15 protein-coding genes are annotated in these 13820 nt (G+C 45.3%); 3 read left to right on the top strand and 12 right to left on the bottom strand.

All coding sequences use genetic code 11. The features are described from left to right. Positions 1-2: 2 nt before the first annotated feature. Together OQY15_RS06995 and OQY15_RS06990 are read right to left on the bottom strand one after the other, a co-directional pair. A complete protein-coding gene (locus tag OQY15_RS06995) occupies positions 3-1643 on the bottom strand; it encodes an NAD+ synthase (protein ID WP_265790434.1) in 1641 nt (546 codons plus the stop codon). A 6-nt stretch (positions 1644-1649) separates the two neighbouring features. Further along, positions 1650-2324 carry a porin family protein gene (locus OQY15_RS06990; protein WP_265789417.1) on the bottom strand — a complete coding sequence of 225 codons (675 nt, stop codon included), beginning with the start codon at positions 2322-2324 and terminating at the stop codon, positions 1650-1652. Positions 2325-2385: 61 nt separating this feature from the next. Here OQY15_RS06990 and gldB point away from each other — a divergent pair, with 61 nt between their 5' ends. Then, on the top strand, positions 2386-3423 hold the full coding sequence (gene gldB / locus OQY15_RS06985) for a gliding motility lipoprotein GldB (RefSeq protein WP_265789415.1): 1038 nt from the start codon (positions 2386-2388) through the stop codon (positions 3421-3423). Beyond that, a complete protein-coding gene (locus OQY15_RS06980) occupies positions 3424-4206 on the top strand; it encodes a patatin-like phospholipase family protein (RefSeq protein WP_265789413.1) in 783 nt (260 codons plus the stop codon). On the opposite strand, the gene OQY15_RS06975 is transcribed toward OQY15_RS06980, so the two are convergent. From OQY15_RS06975 to OQY15_RS06945, 7 genes are read right to left on the bottom strand one after another with little or no spacing between them, the layout of a single operon-like run. Continuing rightward, on the bottom strand, positions 4203-4910 hold the full coding sequence (locus OQY15_RS06975; protein ID WP_265789411.1) for a 2-phosphosulfolactate phosphatase: 708 nt from the start codon (positions 4908-4910) through the stop codon (positions 4203-4205). The genes OQY15_RS06980 and OQY15_RS06975 overlap by 4 nt on opposite strands. 18 nt (positions 4911-4928) lie before the next feature. Next, positions 4929-6008: a glycine cleavage system aminomethyltransferase GcvT gene (gene gcvT / locus OQY15_RS06970; protein ID WP_265789409.1), complete on the bottom strand. Its 1080-nt coding sequence runs from the start codon at positions 6006-6008 to the stop codon at positions 4929-4931. Between the two features lie 38 nt (positions 6009-6046). Further along, on the bottom strand, positions 6047-7249 hold the full coding sequence (locus OQY15_RS06965) for a glycosyltransferase family 4 protein (protein WP_265789407.1): 1203 nt from the start codon (positions 7247-7249) through the stop codon (positions 6047-6049). A 17-nt stretch (positions 7250-7266) separates the two neighbouring features. Beyond that, positions 7267-7878 carry a ribonuclease HII gene (locus tag OQY15_RS06960; protein ID WP_265789405.1) on the bottom strand — a complete coding sequence of 204 codons (612 nt, stop codon included), beginning with the start codon at positions 7876-7878 and terminating at the stop codon, positions 7267-7269. A gap of 22 nt (positions 7879-7900) precedes the next feature. Continuing rightward, the gene (locus tag OQY15_RS06955; RefSeq protein ID WP_265789402.1) at positions 7901-9007 is read right to left on the bottom strand and encodes an ABC transporter permease; all 1107 of its coding nucleotides are present in this window, start codon (positions 9005-9007) and stop codon (positions 7901-7903) included. Further along, positions 9007-10137 carry a glycosyltransferase gene (locus tag OQY15_RS06950; protein ID WP_265789400.1) on the bottom strand — a complete coding sequence of 377 codons (1131 nt, stop codon included), beginning with the start codon at positions 10135-10137 and terminating at the stop codon, positions 9007-9009. The genes OQY15_RS06955 and OQY15_RS06950 overlap by 1 nt, the downstream gene beginning before the upstream one ends. Beyond that, on the bottom strand, positions 10115-11092 hold the full coding sequence (locus tag OQY15_RS06945; RefSeq protein WP_265789398.1) for a lysylphosphatidylglycerol synthase domain-containing protein: 978 nt from the start codon (positions 11090-11092) through the stop codon (positions 10115-10117). Before OQY15_RS06945 ends, OQY15_RS06950 begins: the two co-directional genes overlap by 23 nt. A 45-nt stretch (positions 11093-11137) precedes the next feature. Here OQY15_RS06945 and ruvC point away from each other — a divergent pair, with 45 nt between their 5' ends. Continuing rightward, positions 11138-11701 carry a crossover junction endodeoxyribonuclease RuvC gene (gene ruvC, locus OQY15_RS06940; RefSeq protein ID WP_265789396.1) on the top strand — a complete coding sequence of 188 codons (564 nt, stop codon included), beginning with the start codon at positions 11138-11140 and terminating at the stop codon, positions 11699-11701. A 53-nt stretch (positions 11702-11754) separates the two neighbouring features. On the opposite strand, the gene OQY15_RS06935 is transcribed toward ruvC, so the two are convergent. From OQY15_RS06935 to atpG, 3 genes are all read right to left on the bottom strand, one after another. After that, on the bottom strand, positions 11755-11970 hold the full coding sequence (locus OQY15_RS06935; protein ID WP_265789394.1) for a hypothetical protein: 216 nt from the start codon (positions 11968-11970) through the stop codon (positions 11755-11757). A 76-nt stretch (positions 11971-12046) separates the two neighbouring features. Then, entirely contained in the window at positions 12047-12832 is a 786-nt protein-coding gene (locus tag OQY15_RS06930) for a 5'-nucleotidase, lipoprotein e(P4) family (protein ID WP_265789391.1), read from the bottom strand. A gap of 75 nt (positions 12833-12907) precedes the next feature. After that, the gene (gene atpG, locus OQY15_RS06925) at positions 12908-13795 is read right to left on the bottom strand and encodes an ATP synthase F1 subunit gamma (RefSeq protein WP_265789382.1); all 888 of its coding nucleotides are present in this window, start codon (positions 13793-13795) and stop codon (positions 12908-12910) included. Between the last annotated feature and the right edge of the window lie 25 nt (positions 13796-13820).

Raw genomic sequence — 13820 nt, 5'->3', positions numbered from 1 at the left:
TGTTATGCGAGGTACTTCCCTACAATAGGCATCCTGCGTCCCATACCAAAAGCTTTTGGTGATACGCGCAGGATGGGTGGGGTCTGGTATCTTTTAAACTCTGCAGCATTTACCATTTTCATGATCCTGCGCACGAGTGTTTCGTCAAATCCCTGTGCAATAATCGCCGCGGAACTCTTTTTCAGCTCGATAAACTGGTACAGTATCGCATCCAGCGTATCGTAATCCGGCAGGGAGTCAGAATCCTTCTGTCCTGGTCTGAGCTCTGCAGATGGTGGTTTCACAATCGTATTCTCAGGGATGAGCTCTCCGTCTTTGTTGATATAATGTGCCAGCTGATAGATCTGTGTTTTGTACACATCCCCGATCACGCCGATGGCACCGCACATATCTCCGTATAAGGTACCATAACCTACGGCACACTCACTTTTGTTGGAGGTATTGAGCAGAATATATCCAAACTTGTTAGACATAGCCATCACGACAATGCCCCTGCTCCTCGCCTGGATGTTCTCTTCTGTCAGGTTGAATGGCAAACCTTCGAAAGCATGGGCCAGCATGCTGTCAAATGCATCGGCTGCTTCTTTGATCTCAATAATCTCGTATTTGCAGCCAAAGTTTTTCACAAGGTCCAGCGCATCTTTGATGGAATGGTCTGAAGAATATTTCGAAGGCATCAGTACTGCCATCACATTTTCAGGCCCCAGAGCACGACAGGCGAGCGCTGCTACAATAGCAGAATCTATCCCACCTGATAATCCCAGTACAGCTTTTGAAAATCCCGACTTGCTGAAATAATCTTTGATCCCCAGCACCAGCGCATCATGGATCTGGGCGATGTCTGGCACACTCACATGTTCTTTCTTTACAAATCCCTCAAAGGTTCCCTTGCTTAGCGTATAGGTACTTAAATGCTCTTTAAAATAAGGCATTTCATCCAGCAGGTTGCCTTCTTTATCATAAACCAGCGAACCGCCGTCAAAGATGATCTCTGTCTGAGCCCCTACCTGGTTCACATACAGTAATGGCAGCTGGTATTTCTTCGCATTATCAGATAACACCACCATACGTTCATCATCATGCTGATAAGAAAACGGGGATGCCGCGATATTGATCATCATGTCCGGCTGCTGCGTGATCAGCACATCCATAGGATTAGAGATGTACAGCGGGTTATTGTTGATATTCCAGAGGTCTTCACAGATCGTCAAAGCGATGCGTGTGCCTTTGAAATCTATACATTCAAAAGTTGTTGCAGGCTCAAAATAACGGTACTCATCAAAGATATCGTAGTTTGGCAGCAGGGCTTTTTTTACTGTTGCCTTAACCGCACCCTCTTCAATGAAATAGGCGGCATTGAACAAGTCTTTTCCGGCTATAGCATCGTTTTTCACCGGTAATCCGATGATACAGGCGATTCCATGGCAATGCGCTGCAATTTCTTTGGCCGCATTTTCACACAGTGAGATAAACTCCTCAAACTCCAGGAAATCACGTGGCGGATAACCACATACTGCGAGTTCTGCAAAAACGACCAGGTCGGCACCATCGGCCTTTGCCAAAGCAATATGGTCAATGATCTTTTTAGTATTGTATTCAAAGTTACCGATGTGGTAATTGAGTTGCGCTAATGCTATCTTCATCATCTTTTAAAAGAAAACCCCAAAATTGATACCTATGAAGTGGTTTTTTACACTTCTGCTTTTGTCATCAGAGATATCCGTAAATCCGTTGTTAAAAGTAAGTCCGGTGGTTACACTGGTATTGCCGGCGATATCATATTCCAGTCCGCCGCCAATAATGAGTCCGGCACGGTAGAAGTTGATATCTTTTTTGATATGCTGCCCGTCGATGATCCTCGTGTTATTTACCGAGACGTTCTGTTTTGCACCGATGTTGAAATCGTTGGATAAACCAAACTGACCATACCAGCGTACCAGTCCGATTTTATCAGTTTTGAGTTTCAGCGTCAGCGGGATCTCCACATACTGCAACATATATTTAAGTTCGTAGGCTGTAGGATTGGGGTTAGCAACGGCATTATGATATGGACTTGGGTTGATCTCTGTGGATTTACCATTGATACTGGTGATGGTTAAACCAGTGGAGAAACTGTAGTTTTCAGCAAAATTGAAGTCGGCCAGCAAGCCATAGGCAAAACCCAGGTTTACCCCATTGCTGGTACCTGTCTCAGGTTTTGTCCATCCGATAGTTGGGTATGCAGCCAGCCCGAGTCTGAACCCGTAATAAGGTTCTGATCCACCCTGTGCTACAGCACTGCCAGTTATAAATAAAAATAAGATTCCGGTTAGTAATTTTTTCATGCTTTGTACAATGTATTTTAGGATGATGAAGCGAGAGTCAATCTGCTTATATTTGTTATCAATGAATGATAACGTAAAACATTTCCAAATTTATCTAATTTTTCTAAGTGTAACTGCATTTTTTTCCTGTAAACAAGGAACAAAGCCCGATGTCAGTGGCATCGACCTTAATATAAAAATAGAAAGATTTGACCGCGATCTGTTTGCGGGGAAGCAAAAAGGGATCCCACAGACGGATGTTTTCCTGCAGAAAAAATACACCGCTTTTTATGATGATTACGTCCACCAGATGGTGGGCACCCCTGAGTATGACAACGCCACGATCCTGTCTACCCTCTATAAAGATCAGGCTTATACCGACTTAAGCCGGGATGCTGATAGTGTATTCAAAACAATGGAGCCACAGGAGAAAGCACTGACCGAGACTTTCAAATACATCAAATATTACTATCCGCAGGTGAAGGTGCCAAAGTTTATCGCCTTTATTTCGGGCTTCTCGGTACAGACACCAATTGGCGATGATTATATGGGCATTGGCCTGGATATGTTCCTCGGCAAAGACAGTAAGTACTACAGGGCAATAGTGAAAAGTGTACCCCTGTACATTTCCAGGAGATTTACTCCAGATTATGTAGTTCCCAGGATCACAGAGACCTTTGCCAGGGAAGAGCTGTTTCCGCAGCGCGATGAAAACCGTTCCCTGCTAGCAAAGATGGTAGAAAACGGGAAGGTCCTGTACTTTATGGACCAGGTGCTGAATGATCAGGTACCGGATTCCGTAAAAATAGGGTATACTGATAAACAACTGAGCTGGTGTAAGGCCTATGAGGGTGACATCTGGGCCTATTTTATGCAGAACAATCTGCTTTTTGAAACCGATTTCCAGAAGATACAGATGTTCCTGAGCGAAGCCCCCTTTACGCCGGGACTGGGCGAGAAGAACGAATCTGCACCAAAATTAGGGATCTGGATCGGCTGGCAGATGGTCAGGAAATACATGACCGAAAACCCGAAGGTAAGCCTGCAGCAGCTGATGGCAGAGCAGGATGCACAAAAGATATTAAACGGAGCAAAGTATAAACCCAAAATGGAACCCTAGATGAAGAAAGTAGGAATTGTTTTGTCTGGCGGTGGCATCAGAGGAATTGCACATTTGGGCGTATTAAAGGCGCTGATCAATGCGGGTATTACCTTCAGCCATATCAGTGGCACCAGTGCCGGTTCTATCGTAGGGGCTTTTTATGCCGCAGGAGTGGATCCTGAAGAAGCACTGAATGTCTTTATGAAAACCAAACTGCTGCGCTTTATACGGCCTGCCGTAGGCTCTTTGGGACTGATCGGGATAGAACATACTTCCAACCTGCTGAAAACCTTCTTCCCGGAAGATAAGATCGAAGATCTCCACATCCCGCTGACCATCGCTGCCACAAACTTCAGCGAGGGGAATCTGGTGTATTTTACAAAAGGTCCCCTGATCAGGGCTATCCAGGCTTCCTGCTGTCTGCCCGGGATCTTCAGGCCAATCATGATCGACAACCAGATGTATGTTGACGGGGGGATCCTGAATAACTTTCCTGTAGAGCCTTTACTGAACAACTGTGATTTTATCATCGGCTCTTCCTGCAATCACCTGAAACCGGTGAGCAGCATTACAAATATCACCACACTGATGTCCCGCGCGGGACTGATGACCATCAATAAAGATATGGAACAGAAATCCGCTTTCTGTAACCTGCTGATCGAGCCTAAAGGCATGGGAGAGATCAGTACTTTCGACATGAAAAAAGCAGAAACCATCTATTGGCTGGCCTACGAGGAAACCCTCAAAACCATCAAACATCATGAGCAGTTTCAGCAGCTGCTGAAAGATATTGCGTCTTAAAGGGCAACCAGTTTATCGCCTTGCAGTACCGGGATGGCCTGACAGATATTAAGCTGGAGGCAGAATTTGATATCCTCTTCGATATTCAGTGCGATCATACGGTGACTGTGCGCAGATTTACCTACGTATGCTCTGAGGTTATCTTTAGCCATCACATACAGATCTTCTGCAGCAACTCCGGCGTCATCAAAATCTGTAAATAATGGGCGCAGTTCCTGCACTACGGCACCGGCGAAGATCGTATCCTCGAGATTAAACTGGTCTTTCCATCCCGCACAGAGCAAAAGCACATCCTGATCCTGGCTCTTCAGCCAGTCGCACAAAGGCTGGAGGTTCAGAAAAGAACCTATCACTACTTTGCTGGCTTTTCTTGCCAGGTGCAGCGCTTTGGTGCCATTGGTTGTCGTCAGCACTACAGTTTTACCTGCTACCTTATCGGCACTGTAAGAAAATGGGGAATTACCAAAGTTATAGCCTTTAACCACCTCCCCATTTCGTTCTGCTGCCAGGAGGTATCCCCTGTCTGCATAATTTAAACAATCTTCTACCTGTGCCACTGGAATGATTGCCTCTGCTCCGTTATCTATTCCATAAACGATGGAGGAGGTTGCTCTTAAGATATCAATGACAACTACAATGCTGTTTTCTATCGCGTATAAATCTATGAGAGCGGGCGTAAGACAAACTTCTATTTTTCTTGGCATAACAGGTGAGGATCGGAATTATTTAAAAAAGGGGAACTTTACTACTTTGGCTTTAATATGATTGTTGCGGATGCTGATAAAGATTTCAGCTCCTTCTTTTGCATTTTCTTTGGTTACGTAACCCATGCCGATGGCTTTCTGAAGAGAGGGCGACTGCGTACCGGAAGTTACCTTGCCGATTACTGTTCCTGCAGCATCCACGATTTCGTAATCATGACGCGGAATACCACGGTCGATCATTTCAAAACCGATCAGTCTGCGTTTTACACCTGCTTCTTTCTCTGCCTGCAGGGCTTCAGAATTGGTAAAAGGCTTACTGAATTTTGTTACCCATCCTAAACCGGCCTCGATCGGAGAAGTGGTATCATCGATATCATTTCCGTAAAGGCAGAAACCCATTTCCAGGCGGAGGGTATCACGTGCACCTAAACCGATAGGTTTGATGCCAAAAGCAGCACCAGCTTCGAACACCGCATTCCAGATCGTTTCTGCGTGTGCATTGTCGCAGTAGATCTCAAATCCTCCCGCACCGGTATAACCTGTAGCGGATACGATTACGTTTTCCACCCCTGCAAATACCCCTTTGGTAAAAGTATAGTATTCCATGGAGGCGAGGTCAATTTCCGTCAGGCTTTGCAGTGCTTCAGCGGCTTTGGGACCCTGAACGGCCAGCAGGGAAGTCTGACCGGAGATATTGTGCATCTCCACTCCTGCAGTATTAAATTTACTGATCCAGTTCCAGTCTTTTTCAATATTGGAAGCATTGACAACCAGCATATATGTTTTTTCATCTATCCTGTAAACCAGCAGGTCGTCCACAATACCACCTTCTTCGTTTGGAAGATAAGCGTACTGGACTTTACCATCGTACAGTTTTGAAGCATCATTACTAATCACGCGTTGAATCAGGTCCAGTGCATTCTCACCTTTGAGGATAAACTCTCCCATATGACTTACATCAAATACACCTACAGCTTTTCTTACTGTAGCATGTTCTGCATTAATGCCTTCATACTGAACTGGCATATTGTATCCTGCAAATGGTACCATTTTGGCGCCCAAAGAAATGTGTTTGTCTGTTAATGCGGTATTATTCATGCTTTAATGGTTAGATTTTGGGCAAAAGTACATATTTTTTATCCATTTACTAACCGCTCGTATACATTGAGCATCCTTTTGGAAACAGTGATCAGATTGTGGTCGCGTTCAGCAGTTTTACGTGCATTTTCACCGATTTCGCGCCAGCGGTTGGGATGTGTGACACACTGCAGGATACAGCGGTAAAACTCATCCGGGGTATTTGCAATGAGGATATCTTTTCCGTTTTCACAGTTAAGTCCCTCGGCAGCATAGGTAGTAGCGATCACACATTTCTTCATGGCCATGCCTTCAATGATCTTTACGCGCATTCCGCTTCCGGAGAGTAATGGAACGATCATGATCGCTTTGGAGTTCATAAATTCTACGGCATCGAAGATCTCTCCTTCCACCACCAGGTTTTCCGAATCGTAGTCGTAGAAATGCTGTTGCATGCTCTTGCCCGCAATATAAAAGCGAAGCTCACTGTTGAGTTTCTCAATATCAGGCCAGATCTCCTCGATAAACCATTCCAGTCCTTCCTTATTGGGCCTGTAGTCCATTGCCCCCAGGTGGAACAGCGTGGGGAAACTTGTTTTTTTAAGGTCTACCACATACCTGTCCATATCCACGGCTACGGGAAAAACATCCAGACAGGTTTCACATCCAAAGTGGAGGATCGCCTGGCGGTCGGGCTCACTGATGGCAAAGATCTGGTGAAAACGGTTGATCTGTTCTGTTTCATACTCCTTCAGCCTGCGTGCAAGAAACTGGAGGTATTTGCGCCTTGGGGTAAAACGCTCAGAAGTTGCCAGCCGCTCCCACACATCAAACACAATATTGTGGGCACGGTAGATCAGCTTGGCATTGCTGTTATTTTTAACCACTTCGAGATAGGGAACCACAAAGAGCCCTTCAAACTGGATGATATCGAATTCTGTTTCGCGGAGGATATTCTCCAGCAGCTTGGCGGCATCCTCATCATAAAAGCGGGACACGTTGTAGGATTCGTTGGAAAAGATATTGAAAAAGGCACCCCAAAGGTTGACTTCAGTATCGAGGTCGAACGAGTGAAACTGGATCCTTTCATACACTGGATCGTAAATATCATCTACATCTACCCTGTGTTTATTGGTGTTAATACTGAACAAAGTAATATCCACACCCACATTGAGCAGCCCCTTGATCGTGTTATACACTACGATGGGATAGCCACTATTGGGCGGAAAGGGAACGCGGTTACTGAGTATTAACGTTTTCAATAAGGTGAAAATACAAATTATAGCGCATTATCTGCAACGAAAATCAGATCGGGATCGGTGATGCTAAAAGTTTTACGATGATATGGTGAAAGGCCATGTAATAATGCTGCCGAACGGTGAACCTTAGTAGGGTAACCTTTGTTCTTTTTCCACTGGTAGTGTGGATATTCATCCGAAAGGTTGTCCATAAACTCATCGCGGTGTGTTTTTGCGAGTATGGAAGCAGCAGCAATGTTGAGGTATTTACCATCGCCCTTGATGATGCAGCTGTGCGGAATATCAGGGTAAGCCTTAAAGCGGTTTCCGTCGATACTCAGGTAGCGCGGTGGGATGCTCAGTTTTTCAATCGCCCTGTGCATGGCCAGGAAGGAAGCATTGAGGATATTGATTTCGTCAATCTCATGGTTATCTACGGAAGCTACGGCCCAGGCCAGCGCTTCTCTTTCGATAATGGGGCGTAATGCTGCGCGCTGCTGGTGTGTCAGCTTTTTGGAGTCGTTCAGTTCACCCGCAACAAAATCAGGCGGCAGAATCACTGCAGCAGCAAATACTGGTCCGGCAAGGCATCCCCTGCCCGCTTCATCGCAACCAGCTTCTAAAAATTCCAGTTGAAAACAGTTCAGCAGCATGGTACAAAATTAGGAAAAAAAACTAAACGCTAATATTTTGGGCCTTGATGTCGAAGGCATCGCGCAGTCCGATGGCCATCAGGTTAAAGGCATATACAGTAAGCATGATTGCCATGCCCGGCAGGATGGCGAGGTAAGCGGCATCCATCACGATATAGCCATAGTTTTCCTGGATCATGCTTCCCCAGCTGGGCATAGGGGGCTGGGCCCCGAAACCCAGAAAACTGAGACCTGTTTCCAGCAGGATTGCCGAAGCGAAGTTGGCAGAAGCTATCACAAGTATGGGGCCTGCAATATTGGGCAGGATATGTTTCAGTAAAATGCGTTGTGCCGGGAAACCCAATGCCCGGGCAGCCTCTACAAATTCGGCTTCCTTAATCGCCATCACCTGACCCCGTACCAGACGTGCCACATCCACCCAGGTGGAAAGCCCTACGGCGATAAATATTTGCCAGAAACCCTTGCCCAGGGCAAAGGAAATCGCAATCACCAGCAGCAGTGAGGGCAGCGACCAGATGACATTCATGAGCCAGCTGATTGCAGCATCCGTAGTTCCGCCGAAGTAGCCGGCAAGGGCGCCCAAACTGACGCCAATACTCATGGAGATGACCACAGCGATCAGACCTACGGAAAGGGATACCCTGACGCCCAGGATCAGCCTGCTAAGCAGGTCTCTTCCATAGCCATCCGTACCCAGCAGGAAGGTCTGCCGGTATATGTGTTTCGGGATAAACTCTTCAGGACTGCCGATAATAGGGTAACTGCTTTCTGCGGCTTCTTCATCATCCCCAATATATTCTTTGACCAGTAGGCGGTTTCCGGAAATTCTGTAAGCTGTGATAGGGATACTCTTGATGGCCGGCTCCTGTCCGTACATCATCTTTTCCAGCAAGCCAGCTTTCTGCACATGTGTTTTGGTGCTGACCACCAGGAACTGAAAGCTGCGTCCCGGTTTTTTGTTGCTGAGCTGCAAGTGCATGGAGTTGGCCATCGGCGATTGGTCGGGCGTGATCACATAGCCCAGGATACCCATCACCAACAGCAGTAAAATAAAGATCAGTCCCCCCAATGCAGGTTTATTCCTTTTAAAACGTACCCATATCTTTTTCGCAGGACTATTGCTTTCCATTATTTAACCATTCTGCCTTTCCAGTTGTATTTGCCCGAGTTTCCGGCGACACCAATATAAATAATATAAAGTACATGAAGCACATTCAGCACCGGTAATAATACCAGCAGGCTTGTTCTTTGCGCAAACCTGGTGACGCCGGTAAGGAAGATGTACTCCACCAGGATCTTAAGTGCCAGTTGTATCAGAACGATCTTCAGGAATCCAATAAAAAATATGCCTGTAAGGAGGTTCAGCAGGATGCTCAGGTTAAAAAACCAGATAAATACACCCAGGACAATGATCGACTTATTCTTATACCTCGTACTTTTTGATGCCCATCGCCTGCGCTGCTGCAGGAACTCGCTCAGATTAGGCTTAGCGTGAGTATACACAATGGCATCCCTGTTTCTCAGAAAGCCAATCTGGTTGTTGTAGCGGGCAGCAATTTTGTGCAGCAACAATTCGTCATCCCCAGAAGCCAGATCGTCTATACCCTGGAAGCCGCCTACTTCGTAAAAGGCTTCACGTTCATAGGCGAGGTTGGCACCATTACAGGTGGATGGTTTATTGTTGCCGATGGTTGACGCTCCGAGACCGATCAGATACAGAAACTCGAGCGACTGCGATCTTTCAAAGAAGCTCTTTTCTTCATCATAAGCCACAGGCGAAGAGATCATCTTAAAGCCATTCTCCTCGTAATAGGCAACGATGGTTTTCAGCCAGCTGGTTCCCATCCTGCAATCAGCATCAGTAGTGATGATGAGACTGCCCCTTGCCTGGCCTATGGCCGTCTGGATGGCTTTCTTCTTATAAGAGTTGAGTGCCCTGTCCTCATTGAGGGTAATCAATTTTACGCCCGCATATGAGCGCACGATCTCAGCGGTATTGTCGGTGGAGTGATCATCGATAAAGATAATCTCTGTGAGATTTTTATCATAGTCCTGTGCCAGCAGGGCCTCAATGGTACGGTGTATGCTTTCTGCTTCATTACGTGCTGCAATGATGATAGAAACGCTGGTAACTCCTTTTTTTCCCTTGTACTGAAAGGGTATTAATTTATGCCATCCTCTGATAAATCCAAAAACAACGAACAGGTAGATTAAGGTTAAAAATGATGACAGGTAACTAACGACGGTTAAGACTTCCAAAAAAATTTAATTTAAAAACGAAATAAGATCCTAATATAGCAGGAATAATAATATTTATCAGCCATATACTTGCGGTACATGCGATAACTGCTACGTCATGGCCGGTTACAAAGCTAAAAAAGTAAGATGCAGTGACACTTCTGACGCCAATATCAAATAAATCCAATGAAGGGAGAGTCGACTGAACAAAAAACAGGATACATACCATCATGAGGATATCCAAATAATTGATATCTGGAATCAGCCAGTAGAACATAATGAAATACTGGGTGCTGAAGACTACATATCTGGCGAGGCAAAGGGACAATATGCGTAATAGTTCTTTCTTCTGATACCTGCCCAGGATGCTGTAAAACTTCTTGTACTTGCGTGTGAAACGCATCGACAGTAATATGCCGTTGAGCCAGCGGATGTTGAAATAGAACACCAGAAAGAAGGTACAGAACATGACCGACAAAGCGATCAGCGCATAATCCAGACGGTAATCCAGGTCGACAAAGCGATAGATAAACAGGCAGACGGCAATGGCACCAAAAATGTTGGTGAGTACCATCTGGCCGATGTTGCCAACCGCCATGGCTACCACGCCTACAATGCGTCGTTTCGGGGATAAGAAGAATACCCTTCCGCCGTATTCACCAATGCGGTTTGGCGTAAACACCGCCCAGGTTAATCCGCAGAAAACAGACTCCACAGAGCGCCAGAGGCTGATGGTTTCCACTTGCCTGAGCAGCCTCTTCCATTTCACTGCTTCCAGCCCCCAGTTGATGAACATCAGCAGGACTACCAGTGACAGTACTGCCACAATCTGTGGCACAGGGATACCTGACAGGATGTTTTTAAATTCTTTCAGGTTGGCATTTGCAGAGAGTTTACGGTATATGAACCAGAAGGTAAAGGCAACAATTGCGACTTTCAGAACATTGGAAAATATACCTTTATATTTGGAGATCAATTTATCGTTTCTTTTATTTCATGCAAATATGCTTAATATTGTTCTATGTTGGTTGGAAAAAAGGAAAGGGTGATCATGGGTATAGACCCGGGTACAGCGATTATGGGCTATGGGGTGATACTGGAAAAAGGCAATAAAATAGAACTGATTGCAATGGGTGTAGTGAAGATGGACCACCTTGACGACCACTTTCTGAAGCTGCAGCGCATCTTTGCGAAGACAGTAGCACTGGTAGATGAGTACAAGCCCGATGTGGTTGCACTGGAAGCCCCATTTTATGGCAAAAACGTGCAGGTGATGCTCAAACTGGGCAGGGCACAGGGCATAGCTATGGCTGCGGCCCTATCGAGAGATATCCCGATCACAGAATATGCCCCAAGGAAAATCAAACAATCGATCACAGGGAACGGGAGTGCCGGAAAAGAGCAGGTAGCAGCAATGCTGCAGCGGCTGCTGAACTTTAAGGAAACCCCGGAGTTTCTGGATGCTACGGACGGATTAGCCGTTGCGGTATGTCATTCCTTTCAGAAGGTTTCTGCCGCAGGCAATGGTAAATCCTACTCCGGTTGGGACAGCTTTGTAAAAGGTAATCAGAAAAGGGTTAAATAAAAAAGCCTTCATCAGCATATGCTGTGAAGGCTTTCCTTTGAATATTTTTGAGTTTAAGCGTCCAGTATTTTGAATACTGCTTTACAGCAGACAAACGATCCGACAAATAAGATTGCCCAGGATACGATTGATAAAATCATAGAGTCACCTGCAAAACGCAGAAATACTCCAACCATGCAAATCACGACTCCAATCACCATCAGGCTATAGATAGATGACTCATTTGCGTTCTGTATACTTTTAGTGTTGCGTGTCGGCTTTTGATCCATTTGTTTATTTTTAAATTACTGTGCAAAACTAATATTATTTCAACAAAAAAAGCATGTTACTCAGAGAATTATTTCTTTAAAAACCTTTTAATCCTTCTACGCGCTGTCTCGATTTCTCCGTTTCGTCAAGTTTAGAGCCTTTATAAAGTATTTTCTCCCAGTCGCCATACATTGGATTGGGCAGTACAATGAAACGGGTGCCAAATTCTGCCTTCGCAGCGTCCACTTCTTCGCGGGTATTTTTTCCCTCTCTGTAAAAGACATTGGAGAAATCGCTGAGGTTATCACCGCAAAGTAACAGTATGTTATGCTGCTCCAGTACCTTTTGCCTGCGGGCTTCTTTATCAGAGCTGCCTGCTGACAGCATCAGGTGCTCTTCATCCGCATAAGGGAAGCCCAGCCGCTGCAGGTTCTTCAGCGTGGCCTGTTGATCCTGTGTCGTCCTGTTGGAAACATAGAAAGTTTCTACCTGCTTTGAAGCGGCATATTTAAGGAATCCCAGTGCTCCGGGCACTGTATCTGCGGCAGCAAGGGCAGTCCAGGCCGACCAGTCTTTGGGGTTCCAGGCTACACCTTTCTGCACTTGCATGGCAGAAAAGGGAGAGTTATCCAACAGCGTTTCATCAATATCTACCACCACACAATTTACTTTGCCTGCAACGGCTTCTTTGAGATGCTGATCCAGGGAAAGTCTGGCAAAATTATAGGCCTGGAAAGACAATGCACGATACTCACCGGAGTGTTGCTGCCAGGCTACAGCAGCCGTATAATCTTTCTGTGCGATGAGCTCAGGGCTCGTCTGGGCGATTAATCCAAGCGGAAACAACAAGGCCAGGAAAACAGGATAAATAAGCTTTTTCATGTCTTAATGAGTTGATTAAAAAAAAGAGGCTATCCTTTGCAAGATAGCCTCTTCTGTGTATGGAACAAAGAACGGTTAACCATTCAGTGCTGCTGCACCACTCACGATCTCGGTCAGCTCTGTAGTAATCGCTGCCTGACGTGCCTGGTTGTAAGATAATTTAAGTGCTTTCAACAGGTCTCCCGCATTTTCAGTAGCCTTATCCATTGAAGTCATCCTTGCACCATGTTCAGATGCATGTGAGTCCAATACTGCTTTGTAAAGCTGTATTTTGATCGATTTAGGAATCAATTCTTTAACGATCTCTTCTTTCGAAGGCTCCAGGATATAGTCAATCTGCTGTTTGGCAGATTTTTCTGTTGCTTTAACTTCTGTTTTTGGCAATGGAAGCAATTGCTCTGTAGTAACAATTTGTACAGCTGCATTTTTGAATTGGTTGTATACCAGTTCTACTTTATCAAAGTCACCCGCTTTGAAGCCGGTCATGATGGCATCTGTAATTTTGGTTACGTTTTCAAAGGTCAATGCAGTATATACATCGTTATTGTTTCCGATTACCTTATAGTCTCTCTTTTCGTAGAAATCCTGTGATTTTTTACCGATAGATACGATGCTTACATTACCGTTTTTATATTGTGTGCTGTATTTCTCTGCGATCAGGTTGTTGGTTGCTTTAATCACGTTCATGTTAAAAGCACCGGCCAGACCACGGTTAGAAGATACCACTACAATTAAAACTTTGTTAGGCTCGCGTTCTTCAGTAAAAGGAGATGAAGATCCTTCGAGGTTGGCAGAAAGATTCCCTAAGATCTCTTTAAGCTTCGTAGCATACGGACGCAACTGTATAATAGCATTCGTTGCGCGCTTCAGCTTTGCTGCCGAAACCATTTTCATGGCTTTGGTAATCTGCTGCGTAGATTGCACCGATGATATACGAATTCTTACTTCTTTTAAATTTGCCATTCTTTTTTAATCTTCTTCCTGTATA

Origin of the sequence: Pedobacter sp. MC2016-15 (genome assembly GCF_026239695.1) — a bacterium.
GTDB lineage: Bacteria > Bacteroidota > Bacteroidia > Sphingobacteriales > Sphingobacteriaceae > Pedobacter.
Note: the sequence above shows the minus strand (reverse complement) of the source record. Positions and strands in the feature narration are given on the sequence as shown.